This is a genomic window from Rhizobium sp. BK212, from assembly GCF_014197475.1.
Lineage (GTDB): Bacteria > Pseudomonadota > Alphaproteobacteria > Rhizobiales > Rhizobiaceae > Rhizobium > Rhizobium anhuiense.
Window position 1 is genome coordinate 320,045 of sequence record NZ_JACIFS010000004.1, and the last position, 18,335, is coordinate 338,379.

Consider the following 18,335-nt stretch of genomic DNA (forward strand, 5'->3'; position numbering starts at 1 on the left):
GCGAATCAACCCGTTCGCAGTCTTTCAAAAAAGCGGCTCTTTGTCCTGTTAATGGATGTTAATGCATGTCGCCCGGACATGTGCGGCGGTGCCTGGACAACGACAGGCACAAAAACCTACAACTGAAGCGCATCGCATCAATCAAATTGAATGCGACGCTCCAACCTTCACGCATCATGCTTTCCGAAAATCGATTCCGATTTTCGGGCCGAAGCGCTAATTGGCAGCCGATTCCGCCGGCCGGTCGTCGCCGGTCTCGGAGCCGGGAGTGGAGTCGCCATCCGCCTTGGCGCGGCGGCGCATCGCATGGCGCTTGCGGGTGATACGCAGCCGCTTGATGCGGCGCGGATCGGCGTCGAGAATGTGGAATTCGAAGCCAGGCAGCGCCTGGACGACCTCGCCGCGCACCGGGATGCGGCCAAGTGCCGAGAAGATCAGCCCGCCCAGCGTATCGACCTCGTCGACCTGCTCGCTGATGTCGAAATCCGGCCCGATCGCTTCGGCGATCTCTTCCAGTTCGACACGGGCGTCGGCGATGAAGACGTCTTCGGCGACGCGCTTGAACATCACCTCTTCGTCGTCATGTTCGTCGTCGATGTCACCGACCACCATTTCGACGATGTCCTCATGCGAGGCGAGCCCGTCGGTGCCGCCATATTCGTCGATGACCAGCGCCATCTGGGTGCGGTTCACCTGCATGCGGCGCAACAGGTCGGATGCCAGCATCGACGGCGGCACGAACAGGATCTTGCGGATGATGCCGGCCTCGGCCAGCGTCTTCTGCAGGTCGACGCGGGCGAGATCGAAATTCGGCTTGGCAGAACGCGTGGGCTTCTGGATGTTCTCAGGCGCAACCTCGATCGCCGGTACGCCAGCGGCCGGTTTCGCCGGGCCGCGGCGCTTGTTGCGCGCCTGCTTGGCGACATAGGAGAGCAGGTCGCGGATATGCACCATGCCGCGCGGATCGTCGAGCGTATCGGCATAGACAGGCATGCGCGAGCGGCCGGATTCCTCGAACAGGATCATCAATTCGCCGATGGTGATGTTCTGGTCGACCGCCTCGATATCGGCGCGCGGCACCATCACGTCGGCGACGCGCACCTCGCGGAAGCGCAGGATATTGTGCAGCATCGCCCGTTCGTCGGGCGAAAAGGCGTCGTCGCCGGCCGCATCGGTCATCAGCGCGTCGGCGAGATCCTCGCGCAGTCGCGAGCCCTGCTGCGGGCGGAGGATGCGCGCGGCGCGCGACCAGAAGGATTGGGACCGGCCGGATGGCCGACTACTACTGCCCGCCTCGTCCGAAGAGGAGGATGGCTCGGAGTCCTTGGCGTCTGCCGCCGGCTTCGTCGTAAAGTCGCTCATGGTTCCATTTTAAGGTCTTGACCCTCGTAGGGATCAGATAGGCCGAGCTGCGCCAAAATGCGAGTCTCCAGCCCCTCCATAATTTCGGCTTCAGCACTATTCATATGGTCGTAGCCGAGAAGATGCAAGAAACCGTGCACCAGAAGATGGGTCAGGTGGTCGTCGAAACTCTTTTCGAGCTCGTGGGCTTCCCGCTCCACCGTCTCCCGGGCGATGATGATGTCGCCGAGCATCGGACCGGGCATTTTGCCGGGCTGCACCGGAAAGGCCGGAAACGACAGCACATTGGTCGCCTTGTCCTTGCCGCGCCATTCGGCGTTGATGTCCTGGATCGAGGCATCGTCGGTAAAGACGAGCGAAACCTCGGGCGGCATCTTGGGGAAGGGCTGCTTCTCGCTGTCGCGGAGATAGATTGCCGCGGCGCTGAGCACGCGTTCGCAAAACGACAGCAGCGTCTCCTCGCCGGGCCAGCCGATATCCTCGACGCTGATCTGGATGTCGAGTTCGGCCATCAGTCCTGCCGGCTGACGTCTTCGGCTTCGACGGCATAGGTGGAATCATAGGCCCTGACGATGCGCCCGACCAGCGGATGGCGCACGACATCGGTATCCTTGAAGCGCACGATCGAGATGCCCTCGACGCCGTTCAGAAGCTGCAGCGCCTCGACGAGGCCGGATTTGACACCGCGCGGCAGGTCGATCTGGCTCGGGTCGCCGGTGACGATCATGCGCGCATTTTCGCCGAGACGCGTCAGGAACATCTTCATCTGCATCGATGTCGTGTTCTGCGCTTCGTCGAGGATGATGGCGGCGTTGGCCAGCGTCCGGCCGCGCATGAAAGCGAGCGGCGCGATTTCGATGACGCCGGCGGTGATCGCCCGATCGACCTTGTCGGCCGGGATCATGTCGTAGAGCGCATCATAGAGCGGGCGAAGATAGGGATCGACCTTTTCCTTCATGTCGCCGGGCAGGAAGCCGAGGCGCTCGCCGGCTTCGACCGCCGGACGCGACAGGATGATCTTTTCGACCGCCCCGCGCTCCAGGAGCTGGGCGGCATGGGCGACGGCGAGATAGGTCTTGCCGGTGCCGGCCGGGCCGACGCCGAAGACCAGCTCGGCACGCTCCAGCGCCCTGATATAGGCGTCCTGGGTCGGGGTGCGGGCGATGATCGTTTTCTTGCGGGTGGAAACCTGTGCCATCGTCAGCTTTGCCTTGCGCTCCATTGTGGGCAGGCTGAGCTGATCGTCGGCGGCGACCGCCATGCGGATTGCGCCCTCGACGTCGGATCTTTCCACGCTGCCGCCTTTCTGAAGCTTTTCATAGAGATAGTCGAGCGTGCGCCGCGCCTGGTTGGTGGTCACGATATCGCCTGTGATGACGACCGAATTGCCCCGCGCCCGCGCATCGATATTGAGCCGTTCCTCGAGCAGCTTGAGGTTCTGGTCGAATTGACCGAAGAGCTCGCTAGCGAAGCGGTTGTTCTCGAACGTCAGGACGAAGTGATTGGTATCGCTCGGCGTGCGGGGGTGGCGCGGTGAAGAAGAAACCAATTCTTGTCCGTTCAAGCGGTCGGGCTCCTTGGGTTAAACCGCAGCCTCTGCGCGTTCGGCAAACAGGCTGTTCGTTCCGGTTCCGGTGATTCGCACTTTAATAATGTCACCGATTTGCGATGCTTTTGCATCAACATTCACGGATTGAAGCCAGGGAGAACGTCCGATCAGTTGTTCCGGCATGCGACCGGGCTTTTCGAGCAACAGGTCGATCTCTTTGCCGATGCAGGATTCGGCAAATTCCTGCTGCTGCTTCAGGAGAAGCGTTTGCAGGCGTTCCAGCCGTTCTGCCTTGATCTCTTCCGGCACCTGGTCCTTCAGTTCCGCGCCGGGAGTGCCCGGCCGTGTCGAGTATTTGAACGAGAAGGCCTGTGCATAACGAACCTCCTCCACAAGCCTGAGTGTATCCTCAAAATCCTTGTCTGTCTCCCCCGGAAAGCCGGTGATGAAATCGCCAGACAGCGCGATGTCGGGCCGCACCGTGCGGATACGCTCGATCAGCGTCAGATATTCGGCTGCCGTGTGGCGTCGGTTCATCGCTTTCAGGATGCGATCCGAGCCCGATTGCACCGGCAGGTGCAGATAGGGCATCAGCGCTCTCAAGTCGCGATGGGCGTCGATCAGCCGGTCGGCCATGTCGCGCGGATGGCTGGTGGTATAGCGCAGCCGCGCCAGGCCGGGGATCTCGGCAAGGCGGTAGAGCAGGTCGCCGAGGCTCCACGCCTCGCCACGCGGCCCGGCGCCGTGCCAGGCATTGACGTTCTGCCCGAGCAGGGTGATCTCGCGCACCCCGCCCTCAACGAGCTTTTCGGCTTCCTCGACGATCTGGGAAACCGGCCGCGACACTTCCGAGCCGCGCGTATAGGGCACGACGCAGAAGGTGCAGAACTTGTCGCAGCCCTCTTGCACCGTCAGGAAAGCGGTGACGCCGCGGGCGCGGATCTTTCGGCTCTCGGGGATCGGCAGATGCTCGAACTTGTCCTCGATCGCATATTCCGTATCGACGACGCGTTGACCCTGCTTGGCCCGGCGCAGCGCCTCCGGCAGGCGGTGATAGGTCTGCGGGCCGATGACGACGTCGACGGCAGGCGCCCGGCGCAGGATCTCCTCGCCTTCGGCCTGGGCGACGCAGCCGGCAACGCCGATCATCATCTCCCGGCCATCCGCCGCCTTCTTCTTTTTCATCTCGCGCAGCCGCCCGAGCGCCGAATAGACCTTCTCGGCCGCCTTCTCTCTGATGTGACAGGTGTTGAGCAGAACGAGGTCCGCCTCTTCCATGTCTTCGGTCGGCTCATAGCCGTCGCGGGCGAGCGCATCGCTCATGCGCGTCGAATCGTAGACGTTCATCTGGCAGCCATAGGTCTTGATGAAGACCTTGCGGCTGTTGCTGCCGTCGGGGATTGCCCCCGGGGCCTGGAGAAGGGCGCTGTCCTGTGTCATGGCGCGCTATTTAGTGGTTTTTGCCGCCCGAGAAAATCGAAATCTTGTTTCAGGAGATTTCCCTCCCGCGCAGGCGGCTGTTCAGGAGGTTGCGGATGCGCAAGGCGATCGTCGCGCTCACCTCCTTGCGATTGGTCTCGGTGCGGTAATCCACCGCCTCGCCGAAGGAAACCTCGGCGTCGATGGCGCCGCATCGGACGATATCGAGGAGATGCGGCAGGAGTTCGATATCACCCGGCCAGGCGGCGAGCGGCCTGTGATAGCGGCCCATGGCGATACCGTGCACGCGGGTATAGGCAACCGCCACCGGCTGCACCACGACGGTTCCCGTTGGCGAATAGGGCACGGCCATCGCGGCGGCGCCGAACAGCGAAGACTTGACCTCCAGCAGCCGGTTGCCGTCCGAGGTCGTGCCCTCGGGGAAGAGCACGACGATCTCGCCGTCGGCCATGCGCCCGGCGATCTCGTTTGCCTGGTGACCGGTCTTGCGCCTCTCCTCGCGCACGACGAAGACGCTCTTCTGCAGCTTGGCGAGCGTGCCGAAGATCGGCCAGTCGCGCACCTCGATCTTGGCGATGAAGGCGACGTCGGCAACGGCCGACATCACCATGATATCCATCCAGGACGAATGGTTGGAACAGAGCATCAGCGGCCGGCGGTCTTCCAGCCTGCCGGTCACGCGGACGCGGATGCCGAGGCAATAGCAGACAATGCGGTGCCAGATGCGCGGGAGCCTGCGGCGCAGCCGCCAGTCGAAATAGAGCGCCAGCAGCTGCAGCGGCATCAGCACGATGCTGGCCGTGAGAATGACGACAGCGGCCAAGGCGATGCGCAGCCAGGCGATCAAATACTGGTCTCCCGGGCTGCCATTGCTTCAGAGGTCTTCCTTCTTCAACGGAACGCCGTAGAGCTCCAGCCGGTGGTCGACCAGCCGGAACCCATGCTCGCGGGCAATACGCTCCTGCAACGCCTCGATCTCGGGCGAACGGAATTCGATCACCGTCCCGGTCTTCAGGTCGATCAGATGGTCGTGATGTTCTTCCGGCACCGTTTCGTAGCGCGAGCGCCCGTCGCGGAAATCGTGGCGGGCGATGATGCCCGCGTCCTCGAACAGTTTCACGGTGCGATAGACGGTCGAGATCGAGATCTTCGCATCGACCTTCACCGAGCGGCGGTAGAGCTCTTCGACGTCGGGATGGTCTTCCGAGTCTTCCAGGATGCGCGCGATCACGCGGCGCTGCTCGGTCATGCGCATGCCGCGTTCGGTGCAAAGCTCCTCAAGGGTCTTGGCTACATCAGACATGGCCCGCCTTTAAAGAAATTCGTGTTTCGACAACGCCGCACGGCGTTCGCGCCGGCCTGCATGTCATCTCGCTGACAGGGAACTACCGAAGAACGCGCTTCATGACAAGCGCCGTGGAGAGGGCGCCGTTTTCCTGCTTGTAGTAACCCTGGCGCTCGCCGACTTTTTCGAAGCCGAGCTTGCGGTAGAGGCCAAGCGCTGCCGTGTTGCCGTTGTCGACCTCGAGAAACATGCTCTCGCCACCGCGTGCGCGCGCCTCGCGCATCGCCGCCTGCATCAGCCGCCAGCCAAGCCCGGCGCGGGCGACCTTCGCCTGCACGGCGATCGTCAGGATCTCCGCCTCGCCGGCGACATGGCGGGCAAGAATGAACCCCGGAAGCGGCTTTTTCAGGATGGCGTTGGTCTGGCGCGCGACGAAGCCGAACACGGTCTCCTGCATCAGCAGGCCGTGAAATTCACCGTCGCCCCAGGGTCGGGCAAAGCGCTCGCCGTGCAGGATGGCGACATCGCGGCAATCCTCGCGCTCCATGGCGATGATTTCGAATTCCGGTTTCAGCGTCAGATAGGCTTCCAGCATCGTCATACTCGTCGGGCAATCGCATACCCGGCCTGCGGCTTGGCATCGGGTCCACGCAGATAAAGGGGCTTCGGCTTTCCGGAATCGGGGGAGGCGGCAGCACCGAGGCGCGCCACCACGGAGATCGGGAATCGGTTGGCGTGATCGCCGCCGGCATCCGCCTTCAGCAGCGGTGTTGCCGAACCGGTAATCTCGCCGTCGAAGCCGGCGGCAAAAGCCTGGGCCTCCCCAATGCTGACCGCCCGGGGGGCGTCGAGCGGAGAACCGTCGGCTGCAAAGGCCTGGAGATAGATTTCGTCCCGTTTGGCGTCCATCGCCGCGAGCACGCCGCGATGAGGCGTCTTGTCGCGCTGGGCAGCGGCCATGACTTCGAGCGTGGTAACGCCGACGGCCGGCACATTGAGGGAAAGCGCAAAACCGCGGGCTGCGGCAACACCGACGCGGATACCGGTGAAGGAGCCGGGACCGATGGTGACGGCAAGCCGGTCGATATCAGAAAGGGCGAGTCCCGCCTGATCCAGCGCGCGATCGACGGTCTCAATCAGATGTTCAGCATGCCCCTTGCCGATCATGTCCGATGCCTCCCCCAGCATCGTATTCCTGCCGCTGTCGTAGACGCCGGCAGCGCAATCTACACCTGCCGTGTCGAGCGCCAGAATGATCATGCCATCAATTTCCGAATAAACCAGTGTCGCCTATCGATAAATTCGCCTGGCCGAACCTGAGATGAACGACAGGGACGAATTCAAGATTTTTAAGCGGCAATCACTTCCTGCACTTCCGGAACGAAATGGCGCAGCAGGTTCTGCACGCCGTGCTTCAGCGTTGCCGTCGAGGATGGGCAGCCGGCGCAAGAACCCTTCATGTTCAGATAGACCTTGCCGTCCTTGAAGCCGCGGAAGGTGATGTCGCCGCCGTCCTGGGCAACGGCCGGGCGCACGCGGGTCTCCAGAAGCTCCTTGATGGTCAGCACGATCGATTCATCGCCTTCGTCGAAGAATTCGTCGCCGGCATCGGCGTCTTCGGAGAGGATGGAGGCATCGCCCATAACCGGCTTGCCGGACATGAAGTGCTCCATGATCGAGCCCAATATAGCCGGCTTAAGATGCTGCCATTCGGCATTGTCCTTGGAGACGGATATGAAATCATAGCCGAAATAGACGCCGGTGACGCCGGGGATTTCGAACAGGCGGGCGGCGAGCGGCGACGCTTCAGCTTCTTGCGCGCTGCGGAACTCGGCCGTGCCGTTTTCCATCACCACCTTGCCCGGCAGGAACTTCTGCGTGGCGGGGTTCGGCGTGGCTTCGGTCTGAATGAACATCTGGTTCTCCATGCGGACGGCCCGTCGGCTCCGCCGTCTTTAGAATTCTTCAAAAGAAGATAAGCCCATTGCCTGAGCTAATCAAGAGACTTGTACTCAAGAAAAGCTAGCAGAGAGCGTCGATTTCCTCGTTGGTCAGCGTATCCGGCAGCACGGTGACCGGGATCGGAAAGGCGGCGGCGCGGCCGGCGACCGACGAGACCAGCGGCCCCGGGCCTTCCTTGGCCGAACCGGCGGCCAGGACCAGGATCGCCACGTCGCGGTCTTCCTCGATCACGGTATTGATCTGTTCGGCCGCACTGCCCTCGCGGATGACGATCTCGGGCTCGATACCGATCGTTTCGCGCACGATCTGGGCGATCTTGGCAACGACCGCCTCGGCCTCCTCGCGCGCTTCCGCCCGCATGATCTCCTCGACTCCAAGCCATTGCTGGAAATCCCCGTCGGGGATGACGTAGAGCAGCACCAGCCCGCCATTGGAATTCTTCGCGCGCCGGCCGGCATAATGAACGGCGCGTTGGCATTCGGGTGTACCGTCGATCACCGCCATGAATTTGCGGCGATGACCTTCGAGCCGTGAGAGTCGTTTCGATACCATGGCGCGGACTCTGACACCCGAAGCGGGAAATTTGCAAGCCCAGTTTTTGCCCTGATGTCCGAGAAGAAAATCCTCTTCTCCCGCGGCGGGGAGAAGAGGAGATCTATCTCAGTAGAGGAAGCCGATGACGTCGCGCACCTGGCGCATCGTCACCTCGGCGCGGGCCCTGGCGCGCTCGCCGCCCTGGCGCAGGATGGCGTCGATGTGGCTGGTGTCGTCCATCAGCCGGCGCATTTCGCCGGTGATCGGCGCCAGTACCTGGATGGCGAGTTCGACCAGCGCCGGCTTGAAGACGGAGAATTGCTGGCCACCGAATTCGGCCAGCACATCCGCCTTCGACTTGTCGGCAAGTGCTGCATAGATCGCCACCAGATTGTCGGCTTCCGGACGGCCCTGCAGCCCGTCGACCTCGCTCGGCAAACCGTCCGGATCGGTCTTTGCCTTGCGGATCTTCTTCGAGATCGCGTCCTCGTCGTCCATCAGGTTGATGCGCGAGAGGTCGGAAGGATCGGATTTCGACATTTTCTTGGTGCCGTCGCGCAGCGACATGACCCGCGGCGCCGGTCCGCCGATCAGCGGCTCGACCATCGGGAAATAGGCATGCACCGGCTCGTTGCCGACGGTGATGTCGATGCCGTAGTCGGTCCTGCCGATATGCTCGGCATAATCGAGGTTGAACTTCATCGCGATGTCGCGGGCAAGCTCCAGATGCTGCTTCTGGTCCTCACCGACTGGCACATGGGTGGCGCGATAGACGAGAATGTCGGCGGCCATCAGGCTCGGATAGGCGTAAAGCCCGAGCGAGGCCTGCTCGCGGTCCTTGCCGGCCTTGTCCTTGAACTGCGTCATGCGGTTCATCCAGCCGATGCGGGCGACGCAGTTGAAGATCCAGGCGAGTTCGGCATGCTGCGGCACGGCCGACTGGTTGAAGACGATATGTTTTTCCGGATCGATGCCGGCGGCGATGAAGGCGGCGGCGATCGAGCGCGTCTGGCTCGGCATGTCCTCATGCACGAGCTGGGCGGTGAGCGCATGCATGTCGACGACGCAATAGATGCAGTCATTGCCTTCCTGCAGCGCCACGAACCGGCGGATCGCGCCGAGATAATTGCCGAGATGCAGATTGCCGGTCGGCTGCACGCCGGAGAATACGAGTTTCTTGAATTCGCTCATGTCGTCCTCAATAGGCTGGTGGAGGGCCCACAGCGCCGCGCGTCTTTTCAGGCGCGCAAAGGACGCTGTAACAGTTCAAATTGCTGCGTTATGCGGCAGGGTTTTCACCCATGTTGCTAACGCCGCGGCTTATGCACGGCCGCCCGGTCGCAATCAAGGGGTTCAGGCCGCGTGATGCTGGATCAGATCGAAGGTGTTGCCGTAGGGATCCGCAAAGACCGCGACCGTGCCGTAGAGCTCATGGCGCGGCGCCTCCAGAAAACGCACGCCGGCGGCCAGCATCGCGGCATGGTCGCGCATGAAATCGTCGGTCTTCAGAAAGAAGCCGACACGCCCGCCCGTTTGATTGCCGATTGCCGCCCGCTGCGCCGCATTTGCCGCCTGCGCCAGCAGAAACGCCGCTCCGTCTTCGCCCTTGGGCTTCACCACCACCCAGCGTTTGCCCTCTGGCTGTCGCTCATCCTGCAGGCAGTCGAAGCCGAGGGCATCGCAATAAAAGGTCTTGGCGCGGTCGTAGTCGTCGACCACGAGGGTGACGAGGAAAAGCGACTGGATCGTCATGTCTATCTCCCGATTGAGACGTTTATTCCATTTTGGATCGGAAATATCCGTTATTTTAAGCCGAATTGATCAAGCTGTTTACTCACAATTGAGTATAAAATTTCACAGAAAAGCTTTTTTTGAACTGAAAATCCTCCGCCTGATGCCGGTGCCGTTGGGGTCGCCGGATAGCCGATCGGAGCGACCATGCAGAACGCAACTTTGCTCGCCATGGCAGGCCTTTTCGCCCTACAATCAGCAACGGGTGCTGTCGGTCAAGAGATCAAAAGGCACGCCGTCCATCTTCCCAAACATGAGGCGCGCACCGCCTACACAGTGCAGACCGTCAGCGTCCGGGCCGGCTGCTTTCCCGAACGGCTGCGGGCGATCTTGTCGCATATTGCCGCAAAGACCGGGCGACGCCCGGTAATAACCTCTGGCCACAGACCGCATCCCCGCCGCCATGGCTCCCTACATGGGAAATGCCTGGCGGCCGATATCAGGATGCCCGGTCTCTCGGAACGCACCATCATCGCGGCGGCAAGAAGTGCGCCCGGCATCGGCGGCATCGGCACCTATTGCAATGGCATCGTCCATGTCGACGTCGGACCGCAAAGGCGCTGGGTCGACTGCTAGAGCGCCGTGCGTCCTTTCGGACACACAAAGGACGCTCTAACACTTTCAATCTTCGCATCGCGCTTTCCGAAAATCGATTCCGATTTTCGGGCCGATGCGCTAGGGCGCGATTACGCGTCTTCTGCCGGGGCCGGCTTGCGGTTCAGATTGCGCCTTATCATGCCGAGATCTGCCCCGCCGATCAGGAAGGCGGCGGCAAAATAGACCAGCATGGCGATCGCAATCAGCAGTCCGAGGGCGCCGATCTTGGTAAGAAGCGGCGCGCCGGAGGCGAGCCACGGCGCCCAATATTGCTTGAGGAAGACGATGGCCGCCCCCATGACGGCTGCGGCGACGATCAACAGGGCGGCGCGTTTTGCCAGCGCCCATTCCCATGTCAGATGGCCGCGGCGCAACAGCGTGGTGAACAGCAGCACGGTGCTGATCCAGCCGGCGGTGGCTTCGGCAACGGCGATGCCGGGCGCGCCCATATAGGGGAAGAGGGTCAGCGCCGTGGCGCAGTTGGTGGCGACTGCGATGGCCGAAAAGCGCATCGGCGTCTTGGTGTCCTCGCGGGCATAAAACCCCGGCTGCAGCGCCTTGATCAGCACGAAGGCCGGCAGGCCGATGCCGTAAATCGCCAGGATCGCGCCGACGACGGCGGTGTTTTCCTGATGGAAGGCGCCGCGCTCATAGAGCACGCGGATGATCTCGTCGGAGAGGATCCAGAGCGCGAAGGCGGCGGGAATCGTCAGGAACAGCACGAATTCGATCGAGCGGTTCTGCAGGTTTCCAGCCTCGCGCAGGTTGCCGCCCTTCAGCGCCCGGGCAAGCTCCGGCAGAAGCACCACGCCGACGGCCACACCGACGACGCCGAGCGGCAGCTGGTAGATGCGGTCGGCATATTGCAGCGCTGCGATGGCGCCGTCGCGCGAGGAGGCGATCGCCTGGCCGATCAGCTGGTTGATCTGGGTGATGCCGCCGGTCACCGCGGCCGGCACCGCCAGGATCAGCAGCCGCTTGACGTTGGGCGTCATCTTCGGGAAGCGGAAGCCGATGCTCATGCCGGCCGCAAGCACGCCGACATAGACGACGGCGAGCTGCAGCACGCCGGCGGCAAGAACGCCCCAGGAGAGATACCAGGCCGTCGCCAGCGGATCGGCGCCGGTATAGAGCGCATAAAACAGCGCCCCGATCATCACCACGTTGAGGAAAACCGGCGCGATGGCGGCGGCGAAGAAATGATGCAGCGAATTCAGCATGCCGCTCATCATCGCCGTCAGCGACATGCACATCAGATAGGGAAACATCACCGCCGCCATGCGGATGGTGATCGAGAATTTGTCGGGATCGTCGGCAAAACCCGGCGCGATGACGAAGCGCACCAAGAGCGGCATGGCAAGCTCCATCACGATGGTGATGAGCAGCAGCACCGAAAACAACACGCCGAAGACTTCTTCCGAAAAGCGCTTGGCGCCCTCCGTGCCGTTCGCCTCGATCTCCTTGGCAAAGAGCGGCACGAAGGCGGCGTTGAAAGCGCCCTCGGCAAACAGCCGGCGGAAGAGGTTCGGAAAGCGGAAGGCGGCGTAGAAGACGTCGGCCATCGGTCCGGTGCCCAGCGCCGCCGCCATCAGCGTTTCACGGGCGAAACCGAAGATGCGGCTGCCGAGGGTGGCGCCGCCGACGGTCGCGAATTTCTTGACGAGGCTCATGCGTTGGGGCTCATGCTCATATGGGGGAACCGGCTTTCTTTTCGGCGGAAGTCGGGGTCCGGGCGGTGGCGGCCGGCGCGATGATGCCGGAAGGCATGCGCTCGCGCAGCTCGTCTTCCTCCTCGGCCATGACCGCCTTCATCCGGGCGGTGATGTTGGCGCGCTTGCTGTCGCCGGAGATTTTCTGGCCGACCAGATCGGTGACGTAGAAGGTGTCGATCACCTTCTCGCCGAAGGTGGTAATGCGGGCCGACTGGATGTCGAGCGACAGATCGGAGAGCACGGCGGTGATTTCCGACAGCAATCCCGGCCGGTCGAGGCATTCGACCTCGATGACCGTGAACTTGTTCGACAGGCTGTTGGTGATGTTGACCGACGGCGGAATGACGAAGGCCTTGCTTTTCTTGCGGTTGCGCGTGCGCGTGGCGATGACCTCGGGCAGCCGCTTGCGGCCGGAAAGCACATCCTCGATCATCCGGCCGATCGTCGCGGCCCGGCGCAGCTCGTCGGCATCGTCGGGAAATTCGCGGCTGACATGGATGGTGTCGAGGGCCCGCCCGTCCGATGTCGTGAAGATCTGCGCGTCGACGATGTTGGCGCCGGCCGCGGCACAGGCGCCGGCGATGACGGCGAGCAGCCGCGGATGGTCGGGCGACAGCACGGTGATCTCGGTGATCGCGTGGAAACTGTCGGTCCGCACCGTGGTGGCGAGCGCCTGGCCCGCTTTGTCGGCCTGACGGATGAAATTCGCGTGGCGAATCTGGTCTTCCAGCGGCACGGAGAGCAGATAGGGCTGGTAGTGCAGCTTGGTATAGGTGTTGCGGTCCTTCTGGCTCCAATCGGCAAGGGCCGCATGCAGCGCCTCGGCGGCGGCATTGGCCCGCTCCTTGCGCGAAACCTCGGAAAAGCCGCCGGCGAGCAGCAATTCGGTTTCATAATAGAGGGTGCGCAGCAGCTGGCCCTTCCAGCCGTTCCAGACGCCCGGACCGACGGCGCGGATATCGCAGATCGTCAGGATCAGCAGCATCTTCAGCCGCTCGAGCGACTGCACCCGATCGGCGAAATCGGTGATCGTCTTGCGGTCGGTGAGGTCGCGGGTCTGCGCCACCATCGACATCGTCAGATGTTCCTCGATCAGCCAGACGACGATTTCGGTCTGCTTCTGCGACAGGGCGAAGCGGGCGCAGAGTTTGCGGGCGACGCGGGCGCCGGCGATCGAATGATCCTCCTGGCGGCCCTTGGCGATGTCGTGGAGAAGAACGGCGAGATAAAGCGCCTCGCGGTCCTCGATGCCCGAGATCAGCTTGTTGGCAAGCGGATGCAGCTCCTCGGCGCGCCCCTTGTCGATCTCGGAGAGAATGTCGACGGTGCGGATCAGATGTTCGTCGACCGTATAGTGGTGATACATGTTGAACTGCATCATCGCGACGATCTTGCCGAATTCGGGGATGAAGCGGCCGAGCACGCCGGCCTCGTTCATGCGGCGCAGGATGAGGGCCGGATCGCGCTTCGACGTCAGGATCGACATGAACAGGCGGTTCGCCTCGTCGTTTTCCCGCAGGCTGTTGTCGATCAGGGCAAGCGACCGGGTGACGCGTTTCAGCGCGTCCGGATGGAATTCCAGCCCGTTGATGTCGGCGACGTGGAAGAGCCGGATGATGTTGACCGGATCGCGCTTGAAGACTTCCGGATCGGCGAGCGTAATGCGGCCGCGGTCTTCGACGAATTCGACGCTGCCGGCGATCTTGCGGTTGCGATGGGTGAAGCGGCTGATGACGCCGGTCAGGCCGGGAATCGTCTTCGCCTGCTGGTCTTCGAGCGCGGCGCAGAGGATGCGCGTGAGATCGCCGACATCCTTGGCGACCAGGAAATAGTGCTTCATGAAGCGCTCGACGGCCGAAAGGCCCGGGCGGGTGTGGTAGCCGAAGGCTTCGGCGATCTCGCGCTGGATGTCGAAGGACAGGCGTTCCTCGGCCTTGCCGGTCAGGAAGTGCATATGGCAACGCACCGCCCAGAGAAAATCGTCGGCTTTCTCGAGCAGACGGTATTCGTGTTTGGACAGCACGCCGAGCTTGACCAGCTCCGCCTGGTCGCGCACGTGATAATAATATTTCGAGATCCAGAACAGCGTGTGCAGGTCGCGAAGCCCGCCCTTTCCTTCCTTGACATTCGGTTCGACGAGATAACGTGTGTCGCCGGCCTTGCGGTGGCGCTCGTCGCGCTCGGCAAGCTTGGCGGCGATGAATTCCGGGCCGGTGCCGGTGACGATCTCCTTGTCGAAGCGGGTCTCGAGCTCGGTTTCCAGCCGCTGCAGGCCGCAGATGTAGCGCATCTCGAGGATGGCGGTGCGGATCGTCATGTCGGATTTGGAAAGCGCGATGCATTCCTCCACCGTGCGGGTGGCGTGGCCGACCTTGAAGCCCATATCCCAGAGCACATAGAGCATGAACTCGACCGCCTTGTGCGTCTCTTCGGCCGGTCTCGGCAGGAAGAGGAAGAGCAGGTCGATATCCGAACCCGGCGCCAGCGTGTCGCGGCCATAGCCGCCAACGGCGGTGACCGCGAATTTGTCCTTCTGCCGCGGAAAGATATGGGCGGTGGCAAAATTGTAGAGGACGGTGATGATCTGGTCCTGCAGCCAGGAAATCCGGTAGGCGCAATTGAGCCCGCCGCCGTCGGCCAAGAGGGCGGCGCGCGCCTTCTGCCGGCCTTCCGCGCTCGCCTTTTTCAGCACCGCCAGAAGATCGGCGCGCAGGAGGTCGGGCCGGTTGCTGTTGGCCTCGGCAACGGCGTCGCACTGCTTCTGCAGCAATTCGACATCGAGGATATTGGAGAAATCGAGGTCGCGCATCGCTGTCGCCGGGGCGGTTTCCTGTTCATGCCGGACTGCCGGTTCACGGCCTGCCGCTTGTTTCGTCTGCATGCGCTATAGCCCCTTTGCCCGGCGATTGACACGGGCTTTCATACTGCAAGAACCTTTAAATTTGGCGAAATGGTGTTGGTTCACGGCAAGAGGCGAGGACGCTTTGACGCAAGGCGCGGGCTTTTTGCGAAAACTTCAGCTGGCGGCCCGCGCATTCAGCAAATGCAGCACCTGGCGTGTCTCGCCCATGATCTCCTCGATCGTCTGCCTGTCGCATTCGCGATAACCCGCCTTGGCGATCGCGGAGCCGAGCTCGCAGATCACGGCGCAGCAGCGGGTGATTTTCAGCATGCCGATCGGTGAGGTCCAGCCACGCGCATTGCGGTCCTTATCGGCGCGCCGCATCGTGTCGAGCATGGAGCAGATGAGCGAGAGGCGCTCGGTTTCGCGAACCAGTTTTTCCATGAACATGGCGCGCCGCTCCTATTTCAGTTTCTTCTTGAGGTCGTAAAGTGCGTCCATTGCCTCGCGCGGCGTCATATCGTCAAGGCTCATCGCCTTCAGCGCCTCCTCGACCTTGGACGGGCCGCGGGCCGTGTCCTCGCGGCGCACCGCCACCTGGAAGAGCGGCAGGTCGTCGATCAGCTGGCTCGCCGGGTTTTTGCGGTCGGCATCTTCCAGACGGGTAAGCACGTCGCGGGCCCGCGCCACGACCGAGGCCGGCAGCCCGGCAAGGCGCGCGACCTGGATGCCGTAGGAGCGATCCGCCGCCCCCGGCCCGACCTCGTGCAGGAAGATGACGTCGCCGTCCCATTCCTTGACGCGCATCGTGGCGTTCGACAGCCGGCCAAGCTTTTCCGAAAGCACGGTCAGCTCATGGAAATGCGTGGCGAAGAGGCCGCGGCAGCGATTGGCCTCATGCAGGTGTTCGACGGCCGCCCAGGCGATCGACAGGCCGTCAAAGGTGGCGGTGCCGCGGCCGATCTCGTCGAGGATGACGAGCGAACGGTCGCTCGCCTGGTTGAGGATCGCAGCCGTTTCCACCATCTCGACCATGAAGGTGGAGCGCCCGCGCGCCAGATCGTCGGAGGCGCCGACACGGGAGAAAAGCCGGTCGACGATGCCGATATGGGCTGATGTCGCCGGCACGAAGGAGCCCATCTGCGCCAGGATAGCGATCAGCGCGTTCTGGCGCAGAAAGGTCGACTTGCCGCCCATGTTCGGGCCGGTCAAGAGCCAGATCGCCCCGTCCCGGTCGCCGGTCTTCGGCGACAGATCGCAATGATTGGCGACGAAGGGGCCGCCGGCCTGCCGCCGCAGCGCCTGCTCGACGACCGGATGGCGCCCGCCCTCGATGGCAAACATCTTCGAGCCGTCGACCTGCGGGCGGCAATAGGCCTGCTCTTCGGCGAGAAGCGCCAGGCCCGCGGCGACGTCGATGACGGCAAGCGCCTTCGCGCCCGATTTGATCGCCTCGGCTTCCGCAACCACGGCCGCCGTCATCCTGTCGAAGGCTGCGAGTTCGATCGAAAGCGCCCGGTCGGCGGCGTTGGCGATGCGGCTTTCCAGATCGGCAAGTTCAGTGGTGGTGAAGCGCATCGCGCTCGCCATCGTCTGGCGGTGGATGAAGCGCGCCTTGGCCTCCGCCGTATCGGTCATCGGCGAGGCATTGCCGGCGGTGACCTCGATGAAATAGCCGAGGATATTGTTGTGCTTGATCTTCAGCGACCGGATGCCGGTTTCCTCGGCATATTGCAGTTGCAGGCCGGCGATGACCCGGCGCGACTGGTCGCGCAGCGCCCGGACCTCGTCGAGTTCGGCGCTGGCGCCGTCGCGCAGAAAACCGCCGTCGCGTTTCAACAGCGGCAATTCGTCGGCAAGCGTTTCGGCAAGCAGCTTTTCCAAGGCTGCGGGAAACGCCTGCAGCCCGGACAATGCCTGGCCGAGCTCTTCGGGCAGCATCGCCTTGTCGAGCAGGCCTGCAAGTCCCGCCGCCGCTTCCAGGCCCTGGCGGATCGCCCAGAGATCGCGCGGGCCGCCGCGGTCGAGTGCGAGGCGTGACAGCGCACGCGGCATGTCGGGCACATGTTTCAGCGTGTCGCGCAGGTTGCCGCAGAGCAGGGGTTCGTCGATCAGGAAACCGATCGAATCGAGCCGCGCATTGATACGGGCAGGGTCGGTCAGCGGCGACATCAGCCGCTCGGCGAGAAGCCTGGCGCCGCCGCCGGTGACGGTGCGGTCGGTCGCTTTCAAGAGCGAACCGTTGCGATCGCCCGAAAGCGTGCGGGCAAGTTCCAGATTGGCGCGGGTGGCGGGGTCGATGAACAGCGTCGAAGCCGCACTTTCCCGCTCCGGTTTTCCAAGCGGCGGGCGCTCGGCGATCTGCGTCTTCTCGACATAGGCGACGGCCGCCGCCGCTGCCGCGAGTTCGGCGCGCGAGAAGGTGCCGAAGCCGTCGAGCGTCGCGACGCCGAAATAACGGGCAATCCGGCCCTCGGCGCTGGCGCTGTCGAAGAGCACGGAAGGCTGCGGTACGGCTGTCCGGCCGAGCACGTCGAAGACCGGCTTGAGCTCGGGATCGTGGAAGATCGTGTCGGGCAGGATGAGTTCGCGCGGATCGATGCGCAGGATATCGGCCAGCAGCCGCGAGGCTTCGGTTTCGGCAAGCCGGAAGACGCCCGTGGAAATATCGATCCAGGCAAGCGCCAGCAACGGCTCGGCCCCGCCGCGAATGCGGGTCAGCGCCATCAGATAGTTGGACTCCGAGGGCGAAAGCAGCTTTTCCTCGGTGATCGTGCCGGGGGTGACGAGGCGGATGACGTCGCGCTTGACGACGGATTTCGCGCCGCGTTTTTTCGCTTCGGCCGGATCCTCGATCTGCTCGCAGACGGCGACGCGGAAGCCGAGCGAGATCAGCTTTTGCAGATAATCGTCGGCCGCATGCACCGGAACGCCGCACATCGGGATATCCTGGCCCATGTGCTGGCCGCGCTTCGTCAGCGTGATGCCGAGCGCGCGCGACGCTTCCAGCGCGTCCTCGAAGAACAGCTCGTAGAAATCGCCCATGCGGTAGAAGAGCAGCGAACCCGGATTGTTCGCCTTGATCTCGATATATTGCTCCATCATCGGCGTCGCGGAGGCACGGCTTTCCGCCGTGGCGAGCTCGGCAGCCGAAAAGGCTTCATTCCCTGTGTCTATTCGTGCGTTCACGGAGGTGGAGTTTTTCCCAAAAAAACAGGTGCCAACCCTATCCGCCCGCCGCTATAGATGACAACAGCATTT

General features: G+C 63.0%; 17 protein-coding genes. 1 reads left to right on the plus strand and 16 read right to left on the minus strand.

From position 1 onward, the window contains the following. Nucleotides 1–216 precede the first annotated feature (216 nt). From FHT79_RS16240 to FHT79_RS16295, 12 genes are all read right to left on the minus strand, one after another. Nucleotides 217–1,362, minus strand: a complete 1,146-nt coding sequence (locus FHT79_RS16240) for a hemolysin family protein (RefSeq protein WP_047617198.1) — start codon at nt 1,360–1,362, stop codon at nt 217–219. Next, nucleotides 1,359–1,874, minus strand: coding sequence for an rRNA maturation RNase YbeY (ybeY, locus tag FHT79_RS16245; RefSeq protein WP_028757285.1), 516 nt, complete (start codon nt 1,872–1,874; stop codon nt 1,359–1,361). Before ybeY ends, FHT79_RS16240 begins: the two co-directional genes overlap by 4 nt. Continuing rightward, nucleotides 1,874–2,926 (minus strand): PhoH family protein, encoded by a 1,053-nt coding sequence (locus tag FHT79_RS16250; RefSeq protein ID WP_028757284.1) that lies wholly within the window; start codon nt 2,924–2,926, stop codon nt 1,874–1,876. Before FHT79_RS16250 ends, ybeY begins: the two co-directional genes overlap by 1 nt. Nucleotides 2,927–2,944: 18 nt before the next feature. After that, entirely contained in the window at nt 2,945–4,351 is a 1,407-nt protein-coding gene (gene miaB / locus FHT79_RS16255; protein WP_183903695.1) for a tRNA (N6-isopentenyl adenosine(37)-C2)-methylthiotransferase MiaB, read from the minus strand. 49 nt (nt 4,352–4,400) lie between these two features. Beyond that, nucleotides 4,401–5,198 (minus strand): lysophospholipid acyltransferase family protein, encoded by a 798-nt coding sequence (locus FHT79_RS16260; protein ID WP_097594955.1) that lies wholly within the window; start codon nt 5,196–5,198, stop codon nt 4,401–4,403. A gap of 27 nt (nt 5,199–5,225) precedes the next feature. Next, the gene (locus FHT79_RS16265; RefSeq protein ID WP_007633774.1) at nt 5,226–5,654 is read right to left on the minus strand and encodes a Fur family transcriptional regulator; all 429 of its coding nucleotides are present in this window, start codon (nt 5,652–5,654) and stop codon (nt 5,226–5,228) included. 82 nt (nt 5,655–5,736) lie between these two features. Further along, nucleotides 5,737–6,237, minus strand: coding sequence for an N-acetyltransferase (locus FHT79_RS16270; RefSeq protein WP_183903696.1), 501 nt, complete (start codon nt 6,235–6,237; stop codon nt 5,737–5,739). After that, a complete protein-coding gene (gene tsaB / locus FHT79_RS16275) occupies nt 6,234–6,896 on the minus strand; it encodes a tRNA (adenosine(37)-N6)-threonylcarbamoyltransferase complex dimerization subunit type 1 TsaB (protein ID WP_183903697.1) in 663 nt (220 codons plus the stop codon). The genes FHT79_RS16270 and tsaB overlap by 4 nt, the downstream gene beginning before the upstream one ends. A gap of 89 nt (nt 6,897–6,985) precedes the next feature. After that, complete coding sequence (locus tag FHT79_RS16280; protein ID WP_028755485.1) at nt 6,986–7,552, minus strand: NifU family protein; 567 nt, start codon at nt 7,550–7,552, stop codon at nt 6,986–6,988. Nucleotides 7,553–7,658: 106 nt separating this feature from the next. Next, nucleotides 7,659–8,150, minus strand: a complete 492-nt coding sequence (locus tag FHT79_RS16285) for a universal stress protein (protein ID WP_028755484.1) — start codon at nt 8,148–8,150, stop codon at nt 7,659–7,661. Nucleotides 8,151–8,258: 108 nt separating this feature from the next. After that, a complete protein-coding gene (trpS, locus tag FHT79_RS16290; protein ID WP_048338210.1) occupies nt 8,259–9,323 on the minus strand; it encodes a tryptophan--tRNA ligase in 1,065 nt (354 codons plus the stop codon). A gap of 162 nt (nt 9,324–9,485) precedes the next feature. Next, nucleotides 9,486–9,884 carry a VOC family protein gene (locus tag FHT79_RS16295; RefSeq protein WP_028755482.1) on the minus strand — a complete coding sequence of 133 codons (399 nt, stop codon included), beginning with the start codon at nt 9,882–9,884 and terminating at the stop codon, nt 9,486–9,488. A gap of 186 nt (nt 9,885–10,070) precedes the next feature. Between FHT79_RS16295 and FHT79_RS16300 the strand changes: the two genes are divergently transcribed. Continuing rightward, a complete protein-coding gene (locus FHT79_RS16300) occupies nt 10,071–10,499 on the plus strand; it encodes a D-Ala-D-Ala carboxypeptidase family metallohydrolase (RefSeq protein ID WP_047617189.1) in 429 nt (142 codons plus the stop codon). A gap of 110 nt (nt 10,500–10,609) precedes the next feature. Here the strand turns inward: FHT79_RS16300 and murJ are convergent, their stop codons facing one another. From murJ to mutS, 4 genes are all read right to left on the minus strand, one after another. After that, nucleotides 10,610–12,190: a murein biosynthesis integral membrane protein MurJ gene (gene murJ / locus FHT79_RS16305; RefSeq protein WP_127431044.1), complete on the minus strand. Its 1,581-nt coding sequence runs from the start codon at nt 12,188–12,190 to the stop codon at nt 10,610–10,612. A 16-nt stretch (nt 12,191–12,206) separates the two neighbouring features. Beyond that, the gene (locus FHT79_RS16310; RefSeq protein WP_127431043.1) at nt 12,207–15,113 is read right to left on the minus strand and encodes a [protein-PII] uridylyltransferase; all 2,907 of its coding nucleotides are present in this window, start codon (nt 15,111–15,113) and stop codon (nt 12,207–12,209) included. A 135-nt stretch (nt 15,114–15,248) separates the two neighbouring features. After that, entirely contained in the window at nt 15,249–15,524 is a 276-nt protein-coding gene (locus tag FHT79_RS16315) for a hypothetical protein (protein WP_028755478.1), read from the minus strand. Between the two features lie 12 nt (nt 15,525–15,536). Then, the gene (gene mutS, locus FHT79_RS16320; protein ID WP_183903698.1) at nt 15,537–18,263 is read right to left on the minus strand and encodes a DNA mismatch repair protein MutS; all 2,727 of its coding nucleotides are present in this window, start codon (nt 18,261–18,263) and stop codon (nt 15,537–15,539) included. Nucleotides 18,264–18,335: the final 72 nt, after the last annotated feature.

Bases quoted from the DNA above. Each gene is read 5' to 3' on its own strand.
- FHT79_RS16240 (WP_047617198.1), bottom strand. From the start codon at position 1,362: ATGAGCGACTTTACGACGAAGCCGGCGGCAGACGCCAAGGACTCCGAG.
- ybeY (WP_028757285.1), bottom strand. From the start codon at position 1,874: ATGGCCGAACTCGACATCCAGATCAGCGTCGAGGATATCGGCTGGCCC.
- miaB (WP_183903695.1), bottom strand. From the start codon at position 4,351: ATGACACAGGACAGCGCCCTTCTCCAGGCCCCGGGGGCAATCCCCGAC.
- FHT79_RS16265 (WP_007633774.1), bottom strand. From the start codon at position 5,654: ATGTCTGATGTAGCCAAGACCCTTGAGGAGCTTTGCACCGAACGCGGC.
- FHT79_RS16270 (WP_183903696.1), bottom strand. From the start codon at position 6,237: ATGACGATGCTGGAAGCCTATCTGACGCTGAAACCGGAATTCGAAATC.
- tsaB (WP_183903697.1), bottom strand. From the start codon at position 6,896: ATGATCATTCTGGCGCTCGACACGGCAGGTGTAGATTGCGCTGCCGGC.
- FHT79_RS16280 (WP_028755485.1), bottom strand. From the start codon at position 7,552: ATGTTCATTCAGACCGAAGCCACGCCGAACCCCGCCACGCAGAAGTTC.
- FHT79_RS16285 (WP_028755484.1), bottom strand. From the start codon at position 8,150: ATGGTATCGAAACGACTCTCACGGCTCGAAGGTCATCGCCGCAAATTC.
- trpS (WP_048338210.1), bottom strand. From the start codon at position 9,323: ATGAGCGAATTCAAGAAACTCGTATTCTCCGGCGTGCAGCCGACCGGC.
- FHT79_RS16295 (WP_028755482.1), bottom strand. From the start codon at position 9,884: ATGACGATCCAGTCGCTTTTCCTCGTCACCCTCGTGGTCGACGACTAC.
- FHT79_RS16300 (WP_047617189.1), top strand. From the start codon at position 10,071: ATGCAGAACGCAACTTTGCTCGCCATGGCAGGCCTTTTCGCCCTACAA.
- murJ (WP_127431044.1), bottom strand. From the start codon at position 12,190: ATGAGCCTCGTCAAGAAATTCGCGACCGTCGGCGGCGCCACCCTCGGC.
- FHT79_RS16310 (WP_127431043.1), bottom strand. From the start codon at position 15,113: ATGCAGACGAAACAAGCGGCAGGCCGTGAACCGGCAGTCCGGCATGAA.
- FHT79_RS16315 (WP_028755478.1), bottom strand. From the start codon at position 15,524: ATGTTCATGGAAAAACTGGTTCGCGAAACCGAGCGCCTCTCGCTCATC.